The organism is Marinobacter sp. CA1, assembly GCF_020546665.1.
Taxonomy (GTDB): Bacteria; Pseudomonadota; Gammaproteobacteria; order Pseudomonadales; family Oleiphilaceae; genus Marinobacter; species Marinobacter xestospongiae.
Map to the genome: position 1 here is coordinate 1329571 of NZ_CP071785.1, position 16724 is coordinate 1346294.

The 16724-nt window shown below is 59.9% G+C and carries 15 protein-coding genes; 7 read left to right on the plus strand and 8 right to left on the minus strand.

From position 1 onward, the window contains the following. The first annotated feature begins 62 nt into the window (after positions 1–62). Positions 63–605, plus strand: coding sequence for a cytochrome b (locus J2887_RS06190; protein ID WP_227175114.1), 543 nt, complete (start codon positions 63–65; stop codon positions 603–605). Continuing rightward, complete coding sequence (locus J2887_RS06195; protein WP_227175115.1) at positions 598–1524, plus strand: DMT family transporter; 927 nt, start codon at positions 598–600, stop codon at positions 1522–1524. Before J2887_RS06190 ends, J2887_RS06195 begins: the two co-directional genes overlap by 8 nt. Before the next feature lie 23 nt (positions 1525–1547). Here the strand turns inward: J2887_RS06195 and J2887_RS06200 are convergent, their stop codons facing one another. After that, positions 1548–2348 (minus strand): hypothetical protein, encoded by an 801-nt coding sequence (locus J2887_RS06200; RefSeq protein ID WP_227175116.1) that lies wholly within the window; start codon positions 2346–2348, stop codon positions 1548–1550. Positions 2349–2749: 401 nt separating this feature from the next. On the opposite strand from J2887_RS06200, the gene J2887_RS06205 reads away from it, so the two are divergent. Beyond that, a complete protein-coding gene (locus J2887_RS06205; protein ID WP_227175117.1) occupies positions 2750–3166 on the plus strand; it encodes a hypothetical protein in 417 nt (138 codons plus the stop codon). Positions 3167–3287: 121 nt separating this feature from the next. Here the strand turns inward: J2887_RS06205 and J2887_RS06210 are convergent, their stop codons facing one another. From J2887_RS06210 to J2887_RS06220, 3 genes are all read right to left on the minus strand, one after another. Beyond that, positions 3288–3995 (minus strand): hypothetical protein, encoded by a 708-nt coding sequence (locus J2887_RS06210; protein ID WP_227175118.1) that lies wholly within the window; start codon positions 3993–3995, stop codon positions 3288–3290. A 461-nt stretch (positions 3996–4456) separates the two neighbouring features. Beyond that, positions 4457–4945 (minus strand): DUF2244 domain-containing protein, encoded by a 489-nt coding sequence (locus tag J2887_RS06215; protein ID WP_227175119.1) that lies wholly within the window; start codon positions 4943–4945, stop codon positions 4457–4459. A gap of 158 nt (positions 4946–5103) precedes the next feature. Continuing rightward, positions 5104–6150: an SDR family oxidoreductase gene (locus tag J2887_RS06220; protein WP_227175120.1), complete on the minus strand. Its 1047-nt coding sequence runs from the start codon at positions 6148–6150 to the stop codon at positions 5104–5106. Positions 6151–6255: 105 nt separating this feature from the next. On the opposite strand from J2887_RS06220, the gene J2887_RS06225 reads away from it, so the two are divergent. Then, a complete protein-coding gene (locus J2887_RS06225) occupies positions 6256–6648 on the plus strand; it encodes a MerR family transcriptional regulator (RefSeq protein ID WP_227175121.1) in 393 nt (130 codons plus the stop codon). Positions 6649–6707: 59 nt separating this feature from the next. Here J2887_RS06225 and J2887_RS06230 read toward each other — a convergent pair whose 3' ends face one another. Both J2887_RS06230 and J2887_RS06235 read right to left on the minus strand, forming a co-directional pair. Further along, positions 6708–8069 (minus strand): MBL fold metallo-hydrolase RNA specificity domain-containing protein, encoded by a 1362-nt coding sequence (locus J2887_RS06230; protein WP_227175122.1) that lies wholly within the window; start codon positions 8067–8069, stop codon positions 6708–6710. A 152-nt stretch (positions 8070–8221) separates the two neighbouring features. Then, positions 8222–9175 (minus strand): hypothetical protein, encoded by a 954-nt coding sequence (locus J2887_RS06235; RefSeq protein ID WP_227175123.1) that lies wholly within the window; start codon positions 9173–9175, stop codon positions 8222–8224. Positions 9176–9363: 188 nt separating this feature from the next. Between J2887_RS06235 and J2887_RS06240 the strand changes: the two genes are divergently transcribed. Next, complete coding sequence (locus tag J2887_RS06240; protein WP_227175124.1) at positions 9364–9834, plus strand: Lrp/AsnC family transcriptional regulator; 471 nt, start codon at positions 9364–9366, stop codon at positions 9832–9834. Between the two features lie 98 nt (positions 9835–9932). Here the strand turns inward: J2887_RS06240 and rsgA are convergent, their stop codons facing one another. Beyond that, positions 9933–10976 (minus strand): ribosome small subunit-dependent GTPase A, encoded by a 1044-nt coding sequence (rsgA, locus tag J2887_RS06245; protein WP_227175125.1) that lies wholly within the window; start codon positions 10974–10976, stop codon positions 9933–9935. 429 nt (positions 10977–11405) lie between these two features. On the opposite strand from rsgA, the gene J2887_RS06250 reads away from it, so the two are divergent. Beyond that, on the plus strand, positions 11406–13346 hold the full coding sequence (locus J2887_RS06250; RefSeq protein WP_227175126.1) for a methyl-accepting chemotaxis protein: 1941 nt from the start codon (positions 11406–11408) through the stop codon (positions 13344–13346). A 72-nt stretch (positions 13347–13418) separates the two neighbouring features. Here the strand turns inward: J2887_RS06250 and J2887_RS06255 are convergent, their stop codons facing one another. Further along, positions 13419–15245 (minus strand): 5'-nucleotidase C-terminal domain-containing protein, encoded by a 1827-nt coding sequence (locus J2887_RS06255; protein WP_227175127.1) that lies wholly within the window; start codon positions 15243–15245, stop codon positions 13419–13421. A gap of 246 nt (positions 15246–15491) precedes the next feature. Here J2887_RS06255 and trpB point away from each other — a divergent pair, with 246 nt between their 5' ends. Continuing rightward, positions 15492–16694, plus strand: coding sequence for a tryptophan synthase subunit beta (gene trpB / locus J2887_RS06260; protein ID WP_227175128.1), 1203 nt, complete (start codon positions 15492–15494; stop codon positions 16692–16694). The last annotated feature ends 30 nt before the right edge of the window (positions 16695–16724 follow it).

Below are 16724 nucleotides of genomic sequence, written 5' to 3' on the forward strand. Positions count from 1 at the left end.
CTGGCGGTCACTCCCGGCTCGCCGGTATGATCCGGCAGAATGGATGATGAGAGGAGAAGTACATGCAGTTCAGGGATACCCAGAACCGTTACGGCGGCCTGAGTCGGGCTTTTCATTGGGGAATGGCGTTGCTGTTCGTGTGGCAGTTTCTGACCGTGATTGCCCGGGTACTGTTTGAGGATTCCGCCCTCGATAACCTGCTTTGGGGCAGCCACAAGCCGCTGGGTCTGGTGCTGATGGTACTGGTGGTGTTGCGCCTGTTCTGGGCCCTGGCCAACCGTGCCAGTCGGCCGCCATCGCTGAACCTGCCGGCCCGTCTGGGGCATCTGGCGCTCTACCTGCTGATGGTTCTGGTGCCATTGCTGGCGTTGATGCGCCAATACGGCTCCGGTCGAAGTTTTGAGCCCTTCGGTCTGCCGCTGATGGCAGGGTTCGAGGGTGACAAGATCGAATGGCTGATGACACCGGGCAACTGGCTGCACGGTAACCTGGGCTGGGCGCTGCTGGCGCTGATCGTGGGCCACATCGTGCTGGCCATGGTGCATCGTCGCCGACCGCAGGACAATGTGCTACCGAGGATGCAGGGCCGACCGGTCGGTGAGTAACCCGGTGCTTGCTGGCCGCTCGTCATCAAGGCACCTGGCCTATCTGGGCCTGGTGCTGACTCCGCTGTTCTGGGCAGGTAACGCGGTGGTAGCCCGTGCGGCGGTGGAGCAGATGCCGCCCATGGCGATGTCGTTCTGGCGCTGGTGCCTGGCGCTGGCCATCCTGTTGCCCTTTGGCGCACCGGCGGTGTGGCGCCAGCGTCATCTGGTGCGTCAGCATTGGGGCTCATTGCTGGTGCTATCCGCTTTCAGCGTGGGGGCGTTCAACTCCCTTCTGTACGTCGCCGCCCAGACCACCACCGCCACCAATATCGCGCTGATCAACGCCACCATCCCCATCATGGTGGCGCTGCTGGCCTGGCTGATCCTGGGGGATCGGACCCGGCCGCTGCAGGCGCTGGGGATCGGGCTGGCGGTGTTGGGGATTGTGCTGGTGGTCATCCAGGGCCAGTGGCAACGCCTGATGGCCCTGCAACTGCAAACCGGCGACCTGGTGATGGTGCTCGCGGTGTTCAGTTGGGGGCTGTTCTCGGTGTTGCTGCGACGACAGCGTGTGCCGATGGGGGCGTTGGCGTTCCTGACGGTCCAGATTGCCATCGGTATCCTGGTGATCCTGCCGTTCTATCTGGTGGACCTTGTGTGGTACTCCGGTGGTTTTGAGCTGAACCAGGGCAACCTGACCAGCCTGGCCTATTTCGCCATCTTCCCCGGATTGCTGGCCTACAGTTTCTGGAACCATGCCATACACGAAGTCGGGCCGGCCCGGTCGGCGGTCTTCATGTACCTGACGCCGGTCTTTGCATCGGTGCTGGCGATGGTGTTCCTGGACGAGCAACTGGCGCCGCATCACCTGGCCGGTGGCGGGCTGATCCTGCTGGGACTGGTGCTGGCGACCCGGGTGGGGCGCCAGCAGAGGTAAAGCCGGGTGGTAACGGAGGGTGGTTACAGGTTTCGGAAATAGGCGTTTGCAAAGTTGCGCTGTCTGGGCTCGTCTTTATTGGTTGTGAACACAACTTCGTCACCGTCCATCTCAAGCTTCAGCCGATCCCCAAATTGGCAGGTCACCGTCTCGATTTGTTGGACCATGTTCTTGAAAGCATCGTCGCTATCTTTGCACATGGACTTAAGTTCGGTGACGACAACACCGCAGTAGCCCGATACATTAATGGCGATCATCAGATCATCCGTGACGGTGTCCCAGTCAACCTCGGTGATAATATCGCTGTCGCAGGATGTGTTGGTATCGCTATCCATCTCTTCCAGTATATGTTCGGCTTCTTCTTCGTTTCCGTCACGGTCGAACCTGGCGATCTCAGCTTGGATGCCTTCTTCCATTTGCTGGTGGTAAAGGACCTGCAACGATTGCAGGTCGACTTCGTTTTGCAGATCTTCGTCTGGATACAGGCTGACACGCCCCTGGTCTGGTAAAAATGCCTCAAAATACTCTCCGCGCCATCCTTTTTGGCGCAGCACCAGTGCCAGGTACTCTCCATCTCTTTGAAACTGGTAGGCCTTGGTGTCTCCGCCACGGGAGACAATGTCACTGAGGAAAACCACGCCGTCGAGGGGGTGGTTGATCCCCGTCACCTGAAGCAATGCTTGGTCTCCCTCTGATGTCGGAACCAAAACAATCTCGGCACCATCTGAAGTGGTAAAGGCTTTAGGATATTTGACCAGATCAATGGCGGATGCAGTGGTGGCTGTCAGGCAACCGAAAAACAGAGCCAGTGCGTGTCGGGACATAGGAACTCCTCCTTGATGGTTCCTTCTGATTGGAGGCGGCATCATAGTCGGGTTTTTTACGAATGTGCAATGAATCATCCCGTAGGACAGGAGTTAGATCTTTATTTGTAGGAGATATATTACAAGGTGCTCTGATATGTAAGAGATATGATATGAATTCCGTGATTTTAAGGTGATCTGCAAGAATTGATGACGACTAGTTCATTTATTTCTAGAGCTTATGATGCAAAATCTTCACAAGATTCCAAAGGTGGGATAGTATCGCTGTCGCTGGTGTCAGGCCGGCATGGATAATGAATAGACAGATTGGAAGTTATTCGTTCATCTAATCGGCCGATGTGATGATCGTACGGACTGGTCTGTTTTGGAACTGAATGATTCAGTATCGAAGGAAAATACCCATGGGATTGAAAGAAAGAAGAAAAGCCAAGGAATTTCAGGAAGATCGGCTTCCCGCCCTGCAGGCCAAGCTGAATAAAGTCGCAAAGTTTGAGGTCCCCCTGGAAATCAACTGGGATACACTGTCGGTGGATGATCAGGGCGATAACTATGACATTTACTGGCCTATGGTTTACTTCGAGCCATTGATTAACGGTTTCAAAAAAATCTGTGATGATGACATGGGACAGGAAGCCCTTCAGGAAGTCCTCCAGAAAGTCGTTATGCAGAATTTCAGCGACAACTGGTCCGCCAATCACTGGGCAAGATTTGATCGCAAGACCGGTGTCCTGACCCTAAACCACTCTCCTGTTCTGAACGTTCCCCGGGTAGAAGAGCGTGAGGTGGAACTGATCAACGCGATTGAAAGCGAGCTTTGATCAGTTAGAGTTTTTTGTGCTGGACAGGAGCGGGCAGTGCTTTGCCCGGCCTGTGTAATAAAAAGGCAGCCCAGGCTGCCTTTTTATTTTATGAGGATCATTTCAAGTCGAGGCAGCCTTCTTATAGATGATGGTTCAGTTCCCTTTCCAGTCGTTGACGTGTCCAGCTGTGTCCGGGTTTTTCCAGATCTACTTCGATGCTTAACTTGTTTTCACGTCGACTCACTTTAATCGTTCGGTCTTTTTTGCTGACGATCGAAACCGAGGCGATTTCTGACCATGCATCCCTGCCGACTTCATCATCACAGAGTTTGGACAGGACGCTTCTGATCATGTCCAGTAAGTCGCGCAAGTTGACGGCAGTTCGGTCGTTCTCTGTAAATGTTGCATGATCGATAAGCCACTCAGTATCTGTTTGCAGCTGACTGTTCATCTGCTTCGTGGCAGTGGCGGCGACCTCCTCTGCGTTCAATTCTTGCTCTGTCCCGGGGTCTTGGTTGGCGGTGCCATCGTTATTTCGCATTAACAGGCATTCGAGTTGCGTCGGATGATGTATCTCGACTGAAGAAACGTCTGAAATGCTCTGGTAGCGCAGTCGTCCAGACACATTGCTGTTCTCATCTGAGAGTGCGATGAGTGCGGTTGTTCCGTTGGACTTCAGTAGCAATCCCGTCACAGCCATGCCGTTGGCGGTGTGCAAAGTAAGGAGTGGCGGTTTTCCTGGGGAGAGCGCATCTTTATCGTTGTTTGAGGCCAGATTGATCATTTCTCCTGGGGTAAGCAAGGGAAATGCTTCCAGGCTCTCAATATCGGGGGAATAGTTGTCCATAAAGAATCACATCCGTTGTATTGTCGGGCGTTCCTCGCCCTGAGTTGATTCAACCCGTTTCGACGTTGATATTAAACACAATTTACACAAAGATATACTGCCCTTGTCCTAGTGTCCCGTCTGGTTAATTCGTTGACTTACGGAGCCACTGATAACCCGAAGAGCTAGGCGTACTGGTGACGGTTTGGTGGTTCCAAATCGAGACAGTACAACGACGCTATTCGGGGTGTCAGTGGCTCCCGAAGGGCTTGCCTCTGAGGGCTCTGAGCCTGTGTTGCCACTGTTTGATGTGGAACCGCCACATCGGCACAGCGGCGCCTTGGTCAGAACCCTCAGAGACAAGCAGTAAGTTAACGAATTAACCAGACGGGACACTAGCTGAGCGATCAGATTAAATGGGAGCCATCTGGTGTTTTGCCACTGAGTTTGCGGAGTGGGCTTTTTGATTCTTTGCGTTCAGTTCACTTGCCTTTCTCAATGGTAAGACCGGCCCGGGCAAGTATCACCAGCAGTTGATCAACGTCACCTGGGTTCAGAAACCCGGCCAGCTGTATGCGGGTATTCCGGTGTTGCAGGTACAGTCGGGGATTGGCCGGCAGGAGCCGGTTACTGGTCTGTTGGCAGACGCGGGTGTAGCGGGCTGGCCACTCCCATTGGCATTGTCGGTGGGAATGGCCCTTCTCCAGTCGCACGAGATCACGATCTATGGTCAGCACTTCCTTGCGGTGGCAATCCCGGGAGGTGCAGTAGAGGCCGACGGCGAGTGCTCCCAGTTCCAGGCCGGCAAACGGCAGCACCATCCACGCCCCGGCAAGGGTGAGTGCCAGCGTTGCCGCCAGAACCGGCAGGCAAAGCAGGCACCAGATGATCACATTCCCCCGCCAACTGAGGGAGCGGTTCGGCGTTAACAGCAGCCGAATGCCCTGTCTGGATTCCAGGAACTGAACCATCGCCAGTGCCCCACGGTAAGCGTACGGCTTCCGTTGCGGTAAGCCGCATCACGTTCCTGTCAGTGTGCGCCAGCCGGTGTGTGAGCGTAAAGATCTGTGTGCGAGCCTAACCTAAAGAAGGGCCCTGTTATCCGGTAGCGGCTGTCACCCCACCGACCTCAGCCGGAAGTGGCCTGTTCGGAATAGAACTTTGCGCTGGCAATCACCGCGTTCGTGGTGCTTGGTTTTGGGAGTGCTTGAGTCTTTAGGAAGTGTTCGCTCTGGCTCAGATCGAAGCGGGTGGTCTGGATGAAGTTCAGGGCCTCGGGCGACGTGTTCATCAGCTGTGGCATGCCCGGCAGGGCAAGGAGTAGCCTCAGCAATCCCTTGGGAATGTGCCCCGTTGGCGTCTTGCGCCCCAGTGTCTTTGCCACCAGCGCCAGGGTGTTCTGCAGGTTTGGGGTATCGTCCGCCAATGCCAGCAGTTGCTCAGGCGGGTGGGGAGCGAGGGCTGCGGCGGCGATCATCTGCGCCAGCTGGTCGACCGGAATCAGCGGCAGCCAGTGATCCGGAGTGCCTGGAACCCGCGCCAGGCGCCCCCTGGCGAGATTGTCGATAAGGTTGTAGAGGGGTTGGGTCGGGTCGATGGCACCGGTCTGGCTGTGACCTGCCACGGTGGCTGGCTGCACCTCGACGTAGTCCAACTGCTGGTCACGGGCAAACTGGCGCACCCGCAACGCGCCTTCCAGCTTGCTGGCCTCGTAAGCGCCGGCCCGGCGATAGACCTGGTCCCAGATGGTCTGGTCCGGCGCCTCGGGTTTGATCCCGAGTTCCGCCAGATGCCGGGTATTGGCCAACATGAAACCACTGATGAACACCAGGCGGCAGCCCTGACTCTGGGCCAGCCGGGCCACCGCGAGGCTGCCTTCAACGTTGGTTTGGCGGGCTTCGTCCGGCGGCAGTTTCCAGCCGAAGCGGGCTCCCAGGTGGACGATCGCTGCCAGTGGTGGCAAGGCGTCCGAGAGACCAAGTTGGGGGTGGTCGAGATCGCCCTGAAAAGCGGAGAGCAGAGCGTCCTGTCCTCCCAGCTCTGCGACCTGCCGGCGCAAGGTGGGGAGCCGGTCGGTGTGTCTTAACAGCGCAATAACGGAGTGTCCGGCGGCGGTCAGGTGGGCGGTCAGGTGCCGGCCAACGAAGCCGGTGGCGCCAGTAATCAGGATGGTCATTATGGGTCTCCTTGGGAGTTGATGACGGAACCGATACCAGCAGGCTAAAGGCTGGAGTATGCTCTAAGGTCAAGGACGAAATGCTGCAAAGAATGAGGAGCCTGCATGCGCATTGCCGAGCTGGAGCGCCGCACTGGGGTGAGCCGCCATACCCTGAGGTATTACGAGAAGACCGGTCTGTTGCAGGAGGTGGGGCGGCGGCAGAACAACTATCGGGACTATCCTGACCAGGCTGTTGCCCGGGTGGCCATGGTGCGCCAGCTCAAGTCATTGGGGTTCTCCCTGAAGGAGATTCGTCAGGTTCTGGATGCACTGCGGGCTGACCGTATCGACTGCGCCGAGGGTGCTGTCCTGATGGCGGAAAAGCGCCAGGCGGTGGAGCAGCGCATTGCCGAGCTGCGTCAGGTCAGTGACCTGCTGGCGCGGGAGCAGGCCCGGCTGGAAGCCAGCGCCGCGCGGCAACTCGCCGAAGGGCGATGTACCCGCGCGCCGGGGTAGCCGAAAGGCACCTCCAATTAACTCACGCTGCAATGCGTCGGGAACGATCAGCGTCCAGATTAGATCCGTACCTTTTCGAACAGCTCAGGCACCCGGGTGAGCCAGCCAAAGCGTTCTTCTATGTGTTGACGCATTTGATCGCTGGCCACCGGTTCACCGTGGGTGACATAGACTGCCTCCGGCGCCAGAGAACCCTGCTCCAGCCAGGTCAGCAGTTCCCGGTAGTCGGCGTGGGCGGACAGTGCGTCCAGATTCTGAACGTCGGCCTTGACCGGCCAGTACTCGCCGTGGATCTTGACCCTGTCGGCACCGTGAACCAACGCATCTCCCCGGGTTCCGGGTGCCTGGAACCCGGCAAACAGGATGGTATTGCGGGGATCGGGGAGCAGTGTCTTGAGGTGATGCAGCACCCGGCCACCGGAGGCCATGCCGCTGGCTGAGATGATCACTGACGGGAACTTGCGGCCGGTCAGATCAATGGATTCCTCGACGGTCCGGACATAATGGGTGCCGTCATCGATCATGCGGCACTGCTCCGGGTCCAGCCGGTGTTCCCGGTGATGGTCCATGAAGATCCGGGTGGCGCGAATGGCCATCGGACTGTTGAGGTACACCGGCAAGCGGGGGATGCGTCCCGCCTTCATCAGTGAGTGCACCAGGTACAGCAACATCTGCGCCCGACCGACCGCGAATGCCGGGATCAGCACCACACCACCGCGCTCGGCAGTCCGCTTGATGATCTCCTCCACCACCTGCGCCGGGTCATCGTCCGGGTGCAGGCGGTCACCGTAGGTGGATTCACACACCAGCACGTCTGCCCGTTGTAATGGTTCCGGAGGGCGCATGATCATGTCGTCCTGGCGGCCGACATCGCCGCTGAACACAATGGTGCGATCATGGCCGGCATGGCGAACGTGCACGCAGGCCGAACCGAGGATATGGCCCGCTGGTGAGAAATTGACCTCAAAGCCTTTCACCGGCTCGAAGGCCTTGTGGTAAGGGTGTGACTCGAAGTGCTCCAGGGCGGCCAGGGCCTCTTTCTCGGTGAACAGCGGGTGGGGCTCCTTGTGGCGGGAGAACCCCCGGCGGGCGGCGAAGCGGGCATCTTCCTCCTGCAGGTGGCCGGCGTCCGGCAGCAGGACCTTGCACAGTTCGTGGGTGGCCCGGGTGCAGTGGACGCGGCCTCGAAATCCGTGTTTGACCAGCGCTGGCAGGTAGCCGCTGTGGTCGATGTGGGCATGGGTCAGCACGACGGCGTCGAGGGAGGCGGGATCGACCGGAAAGGGTGACCAGTTCCGTCGCCTGAGATTCTTAACCCCCTGGTACATGCCGCAGTCCACCAGCAGCCGGTGTCGGTCATCACTGAGCAGGTAGCGGGAGCCGGTGACAGTCCCGGTGCCGCCGAGAAAGCTGAGTTCCATGTATGCACCTCCGGTCAGTCTGTTTCGCTCATTATGGCGCTGCTGCAGCCGTCGTTTCTTGACGTTGGGCAAGCCCCCGTCTTTCACGGATGCCGTTCTGTCTGACTTTAGGTCAAAACCCGTCAACAGGGGAGTTGATCAGGGCTCCCTAATCAGTCGTTCACTGCCGTGGCTTCGGTGTGAGCTGGCCTGGGATAGAACCTGGCGAACAAGGCCATGGTTGCCAATGCAAAGGCCAGGCGAGCCCAGAGGATGCCAGAGAGATCCGCTCCCAGCATCAGAATCAGCAGGGTGTCCTCGATCAGGCTGTGGCACAGTCCGAGGAAGCTCAGCGTCAGCACCGCGTCGCGATGGCTTAGGCGGCCGGAGCGGGCATCCCGGATCAGCAGTCCGGCGCCGAAACTCAGCCCCAGGGTCAGGCCGATGACGGTGGTGTTGGCCGCATTTCGGCCCAGCCCGATGGCCCGTAACAGGGGATAGATCAGGGCATGGAGCAGCCGTTCGATGCCCAGTCGACGCAACAACCGGAGCACCACCATCAATCCCAGGATCACCGCAAAGATGGTGGCGAGCATGGAGCCCTGACGATACAGCCAGGGGACCACGCCGGACGGTGTCGGCGCCGGTTGCCAGGCCAGTTGGTTGGCGTCCTGCAGCCAGTTGCCGGTTTGGTAGACCAGGTGGAGCAGCCACGCCAGCAAAATGGCACCGCCCACTCGCAGCAGCAGGGTCAGCCACCAGGGCGCACCGGCCTTGCGGGCAACCGCGCCTTCTACCGGCAGGGCGTGACCGATGATCATCAGCGTGCCGAGAACGGTGACCTGGGCCGTCGTCAATGGCATCTCCGGCGCCAGGGCGAAGAACACCACCATACCGGCGTAGATGTTGGTGAGCAGTGTGGTGGCCCACACCAGTCCGGCTGCGACAGGGAGGCCAATCCAGCCCATCACCGGCGCCAGCAGCCACGCGAGGACCTGGTCAGCGCCGGTCCAGATCAGGCCTTCCACCACCAACAAAGCCGGCACCAGAATTTTCAGCAGTGTCAGATAGACCTGCCAGGCTTCCAGCAGCAGTTGGCGGCAGTGGGCGAAGAGGGTCTTTGGCATGGTGCGGGTCTTCCGTTGGTGACTGTTCAAGCTGTCGTGGTGGCGCCGGGTTGGCCCACACGCTCAGGTACTGGTCACCAGTTTATGGAGCGCCAAACAAATTGTTGCGTTTTAGGTAGTCTTAAAAAGCGATATTGTTGAAAATAATCGGTGCAAACGATTAATTATTTCTTTGGGGGCTGCCTGTGGTGAATGAGCCGGATCGTCTCGACTTACGCATTCTGGATGCGCTGCAGAACGACAGTCGCATCAGTAACCTGGCCCTGGCAGAGCAGGTGGGTTTGTCGCCCTCGGCGTGCCTGAAGCGGGTGCAGCGGCTGCACCAACAGGGCCTGATTGAACGCCAGGTTGCGCTGTTGGCACCCCAGAAGCTGGGCATTGCCCTGCATATGGTGGTGGAAGTCACCATGGAACGGGACCGCAAGGATCTGTACCAGCGCTTCCTCAAGCGGGCACTGGCCGCGCCGGAAGTGAAGCAGTGTTATCAGGTGACCGGGGAAGTGGATTTCGTGCTGATCGTGGACGTGCCAGACATGGTTGCCTATGACCGCTTCTGTGATGAAGTACTGTATGCCGACGACAACATGCGCAAGTTCCGCACCCTGATCTCCCGTCGCCGCAATAAATTTGATACCCGGGTGTCGCTGCCGGATGTATGAGGCCGTGGCCTGTACCTTCAGCCCCGGGCTGGCGTTGATGCCGGCCCGGGGCTGATTCTCCTTTGGCTAGTCTGTGCTAAGGCACCGTGAGCAGGGCGCTAATCGCCATAGCGCTGCCGATTACGTACTTGTTGCACGCCCCGATATTTACGGCTGAGCTGGCGGTCCTGGGCCCGTCGCTGGGCCAGGGTAGCGGTGTTGTGGGCCTGTTCCCGGATCAGTTTGTGGTAGTTGGCGAGCCGCCGGGCGTCCAGCGCACCCGCCTCCAGGGCGCCGGTAACTGCACAACCGGGTTCCTGCTGGTGCTGGCAGTCCGGAAAGCGACACTGGGCCGCGAGGGCTTCAATGTCCTCAAACGTACTGGCAACCCCTTGGGCGCAATCGGTGAGCTGGAGTTCCCGCATGCCCGGGGTATCCAGCACGAGTGCGCCGCCGGGCATCTCCAGCAGTGACCGCCGGGTGGTGGTGTGACGGCCCCGCGCGTCGCCGGCCCGCACCGAACCGGTGCGCTGGCACTGCGCGTTCATCAGGGTGTTGGTGAGAGTGGATTTTCCTGCTCCGGATGATCCCAGCATGACCACGGTGGTGCCGGCACCACACCAGGGCAGCAAGGCCTGCACCTGCTCCGGTTCCCGGGTGTCCAGGCAGTGCACCGAGAGCAGAGGGTCAAGACCCTGAACCTGGCTGCGAAAGTTCTCTGACTGCTGGAACTGGTCCGCTTTACTCAGCACCACCACCGGCTCTGCACCGGCCTCATGGCAGAGACTGAGGTAGCGTTCGATCCGGTTCAGGTTGAAGTCGCCCTGAAGCGCGCATACCACCAGTGCGACATCCACATTGGCAGCAATCAATTGCTCCCTGGCCTCAGGGCCGGCGGCCCGTCGTTTGAACAGGGTCTTGCGGTCCAGCCGGCGCTGTACCCGCTGGTCAGAATCCAGCAGCAGCCAGTCTCCCACCGTCACGTCCGGTAAAGAGGGGGTGATGGGAATCTGAAAGGATTCCTGCCCGCTGGCGAACTGAAGGCAGGAGCGATGGCGTTCCGTAACCCGTGCGGGCACGGTTGTTTCCCATTCGGAAAGGCACAGTTGTTGCTGAAAAAACGGTTGCCAGCCAAGGTTGGCCAGTTGGATGTGATTGGTCACGTTGATACCCCCGACGCCGCAGCGTCTTGAAAGCCTTGTAAAAAGAGAATCGCAAAGCGATCCGGTTAACAGGGCAAATGACCGGGCGAGGGCATGAGAGGCAGGGTGTCAGGCAGGAGCGAACGCACCACAGCGGGTGGATCGTTTCAAAACAGGGTCTGACAGCGGCTTCAGCCGGCAGTAATGGCCCGGTCGGGGTGGGTGACAATCATCAAGCGTGCTCCTTGGCAGTGGGTAGGATGGCCAATATAGCACAATGCCGTCCTCGGGCAATCGGCGCGATGGCTGATGGTTCCTTGACTATAGTGAGTGAATCGGGGCTCCTTGATCGGGGCTCTCAGAACCGTGATTTCCCGACAGGGCGGTAAGCATTCAGGGAAGTGAGTCAACCAAACGGCGACAACGGCGACAACGGCGATAGGGGGCCGCATGACTCCGCATTTTCTCAAAGGGCTGTTCAACAGCCGACTGTTGCGACCGGTGCTGCTGATACTGCTGCTGGCAGGCGCCGTGCAGTTTGTGGTCAGCCAATGGCTGATCAGTCGTCAGGTCGAGGCACTGACCGATCAGGTGGAACAGGCACTGCAGGCGGGCGGTGAACAGGTCAATCAGGCATTTGGTCAGACCCGGGAAGACGTTAATCAGCGGCTCCAGGGCATGCGGAACCAGACCAGTGAGCGGCTGGCGGAGCAGCTTGATCGCCAGCTAAGGCAGCAGCAGGCGCAGATTGCCGAAACCCTGCGTCTGGCGGTTCGCTCCAAGGCTGAGGGGCTGGCTGAGGTGCTGGCCGAAGTGGCGGCACCACTGATCTGGGACCGGGATGTGCCCCGTCTCACCGATCTGGTGGAGCTGGCGGATGCCCAGGAGTCGGTGTTGTTCGCCGTCTATTTCGATCAGTACGGCGAGCGCCTGACGCGTTATGTCGACCGGACTGACGATCGGGTGAAGGCGCTGATGCGTGCCGGCGAGGGTCGTGGCGCGGCCAACAAGGTGCTGGATGCCGCGTCCCGGGACCCGGATGTGGTCATCATCACCGCCAATATCGAGCCCCAGGGCACGGTGATTGGTCAATTGCGCATTGGTCTGTCGCTGCAGGCGATCAATCAGCAGATGGAGGCGTTTGCGTCGGGCTTCACCACCACGATTGACGACAGCACCCAGGTGCTGGGGCAGACCCTGGATCAGGCCACTCGCGGTCTAAGCGCCCGGCTGCAGGAACAGTTGGCGCGGGTGGAGGAAACCACCAGCGAGCAGAACATCCAGGCACTGGCAACCATTTCGGCGGAGGCTGACGATCTGACCAGTAACCTGTCGCTGTTCGCGATCCTCTCCAGTCTCGGGCTGCTGATTGTGGTGGCGGTGGTGCTGGGTATCGGGGTACTGGCCAAGGTCTGGCGCCTGGACCGGGCGGTGTGGGACATCGCCGACGGGGAAGCCGATCTGACCCGGCGGGTGCAGTTGGGTGGTCGCGATGAGTTGACCCGTATGGCGGATGGTTTCAACCAGTTCATCGAACGCATCCAGCACCTGGTGGGCCAGGTGGGCGAAGCGGCGGAATCGGCGGTGCAGCAGGCGGGTGTACAGGGGGATGCCAGCCAGCGGGCGGTGGCGGCAGTAGGCCACCAGCAGCAGGAGGTGGCCCAGGTGACCGATCATATGGTGGCCATGTCTGATCGCATTGCCCAGGTGGCGGACGATATCCAGCAAATGGCCGGTACCGTCCAGGACGTCAACAGCGAGAGTGAGGCTACGGCTGAGCTGTCCCGGGGAGTCCGTGAGCAGTTGGATCGCATGGTTGCCGAGGTCGGGGAGGCGGTCACAGCGGTGAACGCCCTCAACGACCAGAGTCAGGAGATTGGCTCGGTGCTGTCGGTCATCGGGGCCATTGCCGAGCAGACCAACCTGCTGGCGCTGAATGCCGCGATTGAGGCTGCCAGGGCCGGCGAGTCCGGGCGAGGCTTTGCGGTGGTCGCGGATGAGGTCCGGACCCTGGCCAGTCGTACCCAGCAGTCCACCACCGAGATCCAGGCCATCATTGACCGGCTGCGTCAGGGCAGTGAGCGGGCCGTCAACCTGATCGGCGAGGCATCGTCCCAGGTGGGCGCGGCCTCCGACCGGTTCCGGGACGCGGATGAGCACTTCGAGCAGATCCAGCGCCAACTGGCCAGTTTGCAGGAGCACGCTCTGGCAGTTGCAGAAACCGCCAAGCAGGAGGGGCAGGAAGCCCGGCAGGTCAGCGAGAGTGTGGCAGGCATCAGCGAATCGGCCGGCCACACCCAACAGGCAATCGAACAGTCCGATGACGCCAGTCGGGAAATCGGTCGGTTGCTGCGTTCCCTGCAACAGACGGCCGGACAGTTCCGGATCTAGCGTGGTCAGCAGGGCGCCGGATGTCCGGCGCCCGCTCCACTACAATCGGGGCCAGTGGGCTCCGGTGTTGTATCAGGGCTGCGCCGTGGTGACCGACTTCAGGCTGTAGTTGGCCGGGTCCAGCGGTGGCAGGGTGTTGTCCGCCAGCTCGTCCCGGAAGTACTCCAGCAACGGTACGGCGTAGGCCACGTCGGAATCCTCAAAGGTGTCCGGATTGGCAGCACGTACTTCGCCAAACGTGACATAGCCATCCTTGCCCAGAGCGGTGAAGGAGTTGGTGGCCACTGAATAGGTGGCGGTGGCGTCGATGGGACTCCAGGTGCCAGAGGTCTTGTCCTTCACTTCCACATTGCGGATGCCGGTGCCGGCCTCAGCGCCCAGAACCACGTCGTAGCGAAGATTCGCGGAGTAGGGGAAGGCGCCGGTGGAGGCGGAAATGCCCTGGGCGTAGTCGAGGGCCTCGTTCAGGACCTTGACGATCTGTGCCCCGGTCATATCGATGGTGACCACGGTGTTGGAGAACGGCAGGATGGTATAGGCATCGGCCACGGTGAAATTGCCATCATCCAGAGCTGCCCGCACGCCACCGGCGTTCTGGATGGCCACATCCGCCTTGGGCAGGTAGCTCAGAAAAGCCTCCGCCACCACCTGGGCGGCGTAACTACCGCTGGGCTGTTCACCGGGGGCAAAGTCAGACGGAATCCGGGTGAACGGCATGGGGGCCAGCACAGTGCCCAGAGACTCCTGTTTGTAGGCTTCCAACTCTGCTTTATAGGGGGCGATCAGGGCCAGTACATCCTCCGCTTCGGCGACCTGTCGCACGGTGGTCAGGTTGTCGATGGCGCTGGTGATGCCTGCCTGCTGTTCGCTGCTGGCTTCCACCCAGTCGTCGTTGTCATCCCTGATCTGAAAACGATCGCCGACCAGCAGTTCCACATGGCCGGTTGCCGTAGTGACACGGCCGTCAGCGTCAAAGCTGATGTTCATCCGGCCCAAGCCCTTGGCGTACTCCCAGGCCTGGGCGATATAGACCGGTTCGCCATCCGGGTTGTTGACTACGGTGGGGTAACTGCCATCCACGTCGATGCCCATACCCTCAAACTCGCCGGTGGCATCGAGCACATCGTGGGTGTCGCCACCGATGATCACGTCCAGATCGCGGACATTGGCCGCCAGGACCTGATCAAACTCATACCCCAGGTGACTCAGCACAATGATCTTGTTGACGCTCTTGCCCTTCAGTTCGTTGATGTGGGCACGCACGGACTCGATCTCGTCGTCGAAGGCGACGGCATCGGTGACCAGGGACGACTCCCGGGTTTTCTCGACTTTCAGTACGCCGATGATGCCCACCAGTTCTCCGTCAATCTCCTTGATGACGTAGGGCTCGATGTTGGAGCCATACAGCGGACTGTCGGTGGTGGGGTGAACATTACCGCCAATGATGGGGAAGTCGGCGAGTGTCATCAGCTCGGCCAGATGGGCTTCACCCTCGTCGAACTCATGATTGCCGAGTTCGTAGGCGTCCAGTCCGATGCTGTTGAACACCTTGAAGTCCACTTCCCCCTTGAACAGGCTGAAGTACAGGGTGCCGTTCAGTTCGCCGCTGTTCAGCACCAGCGTGTGGTCATCGCGATAGTCTTCAATGGCAGTGGCAATACGGGGAAAGCCTCCGAGGTCCACCCGTACCGGTTCCGCGCCGGGCTGACTGGCGTCGTAATCCAGTGCCAGGTCGTAGGTCTGGCCCTCGAAGTAGGAATGGTGATCGTTGGTGTGCAGCAGGGTGATGTCGATGGCCTTGCTGTCTTGACTGTCGTTATCGCTGCCGCCGCAACCGGCGACCAGCAGGGCGCCGAGGCTGAGACAGCCCAGGGCAGTAACTCGCTTGAACTGGGACATTCTGATTACTCCGGAACTGAAATGATTTAAATTACAAAGTGTTATGTTTTTGTTCCGGGGTCAGCCTATTGGCCTGATGTGACTGGATCATGGCAGTCCGGTGACAGTCTTGAGTGACATCCACTCGTGGTGAGCGCCTGGCTTGGGGGTTGGCCGGAGGCGGGGTATGATGCTGTCACACAACGGTCACCGGGCGCTTGTTATCAGTCCGCCCACCAATCATCCAACACAGCCAGGAACGCAGTCATGAGTTCATCAGCATTCAGCAATCTGCCCGATGCCCAGGGTTTCTTTGGTCGCTTTGGCGGACAGTTCGTACCGCCGGAACTGAAAGCGGTGATGGACGACATCAGTGCCGCCTATGAGGACATTCGCCAGCGGGACGATTTCCAGCAGGAACTGGCAATGCTGCTGGCGGATTACGTTGGCCGGCCAAGTCCGGTGTTCTATGCCCGCCGGTTGTCGGAAAAGCTTGGTGGGGCCCGTATTTACCTCAAGCGTGAGGACCTTAATCACACCGGCGCCCACAAGATCAACCACTGTCTGGGCGAGGCGCTGCTGGCGAAGTTCATGGGCAAGACCAAGGTCATTGCCGAGACCGGAGCCGGTCAGCACGGCGTTGCCCTAGCCACGGCCTGCGCGCTGGTTGGTATTCCCTGTGAGATCCACATGGGACAGGTGGACATCGAGAAGGAACATCCCAACGTCACCCGGATGAAAATTCTGGGGGCGACCCTGGTGCCGGTGACCCGTGGTACCGCGACCCTCAAGGACGCAGTGGACAGTGCCTTCGAGGAGTACCTCAAGGACCCGCAGAATTTCATCTATGCCATTGGTTCGGTGGTGGGGCCGCATCCCTTCCCGGGCATGGTGCGGGACTTCCAGTCGGTGATTGGCCGTGAAGCCCGGGCCCAGTTCCTGGAACGTGAGGGGCGGCTGCCGGATCGTGTGGTGGCCTGTGTCGGAGGGGGCTCCAACGCCATTGGCATGTTTACGGCGTTTCTGGACGACAACGAGGTGCAGCTGGTGGGTGTTGAGCCGGCCGGCGACGGCCTCGATACCGACCGCCACGCCGCTACCCTGACCCTGGGGAAACCCGGAGAAATCCACGGCATGGCCTGTTACGTGCTGGAAGATGCCGAGGGCAATCCGCTGCCGGTACATTCGATTGCGTCGGGGCTGGATTATCCGGGCGTTGGTCCCCAGCACAGCTACCTGAAGGACCTGGGCCGGGTGGATTATCAGTCGGTCAGTGACCAGGAGTGCCTGGATGCGTTCATGACCCTGTCCCGGGTGGAAGGCATCATTCCTGCTCTGGAAAGTGCCCACGCGGTGGCCTGGGCGATTCGGGAGGCGCCGGCGCTGTCACCGGAGCAAACGATCCTGGTGAACCTTTCCGGACGGGGTGACAAGGACGCCGATTACGTCGCCGACAAACTGGGTCTTTGACGCCACCGTATCGGTAGCAGCCATTGCGGC

Coding starts and splice junctions, on each gene's coding strand:
- J2887_RS06190 (WP_227175114.1), top strand. CDS start 63: ATGCAGTTCAGGGATACCCAGAACCGTTACGGCGGCCTGAGTCGGGCT.
- J2887_RS06200 (WP_227175116.1), bottom strand. CDS start 2,348: ATGTCCCGACACGCACTGGCTCTGTTTTTCGGTTGCCTGACAGCCACC.
- J2887_RS06205 (WP_227175117.1), top strand. CDS start 2,750: ATGGGATTGAAAGAAAGAAGAAAAGCCAAGGAATTTCAGGAAGATCGG.
- J2887_RS06210 (WP_227175118.1), bottom strand. CDS start 3,995: ATGGACAACTATTCCCCCGATATTGAGAGCCTGGAAGCATTTCCCTTG.
- J2887_RS06215 (WP_227175119.1), bottom strand. CDS start 4,945: ATGGTTCAGTTCCTGGAATCCAGACAGGGCATTCGGCTGCTGTTAACG.
- J2887_RS06220 (WP_227175120.1), bottom strand. CDS start 6,150: ATGACCATCCTGATTACTGGCGCCACCGGCTTCGTTGGCCGGCACCTG.
- J2887_RS06225 (WP_227175121.1), top strand. CDS start 6,256: ATGCGCATTGCCGAGCTGGAGCGCCGCACTGGGGTGAGCCGCCATACC.
- J2887_RS06230 (WP_227175122.1), bottom strand. CDS start 8,069: ATGGAACTCAGCTTTCTCGGCGGCACCGGGACTGTCACCGGCTCCCGC.
- J2887_RS06235 (WP_227175123.1), bottom strand. CDS start 9,175: ATGCCAAAGACCCTCTTCGCCCACTGCCGCCAACTGCTGCTGGAAGCC.
- J2887_RS06250 (WP_227175126.1), top strand. CDS start 11,406: ATGACTCCGCATTTTCTCAAAGGGCTGTTCAACAGCCGACTGTTGCGA.
- J2887_RS06255 (WP_227175127.1), bottom strand. CDS start 15,245: ATGTCCCAGTTCAAGCGAGTTACTGCCCTGGGCTGTCTCAGCCTCGGC.
- trpB (WP_227175128.1), top strand. CDS start 15,492: ATGAGTTCATCAGCATTCAGCAATCTGCCCGATGCCCAGGGTTTCTTT.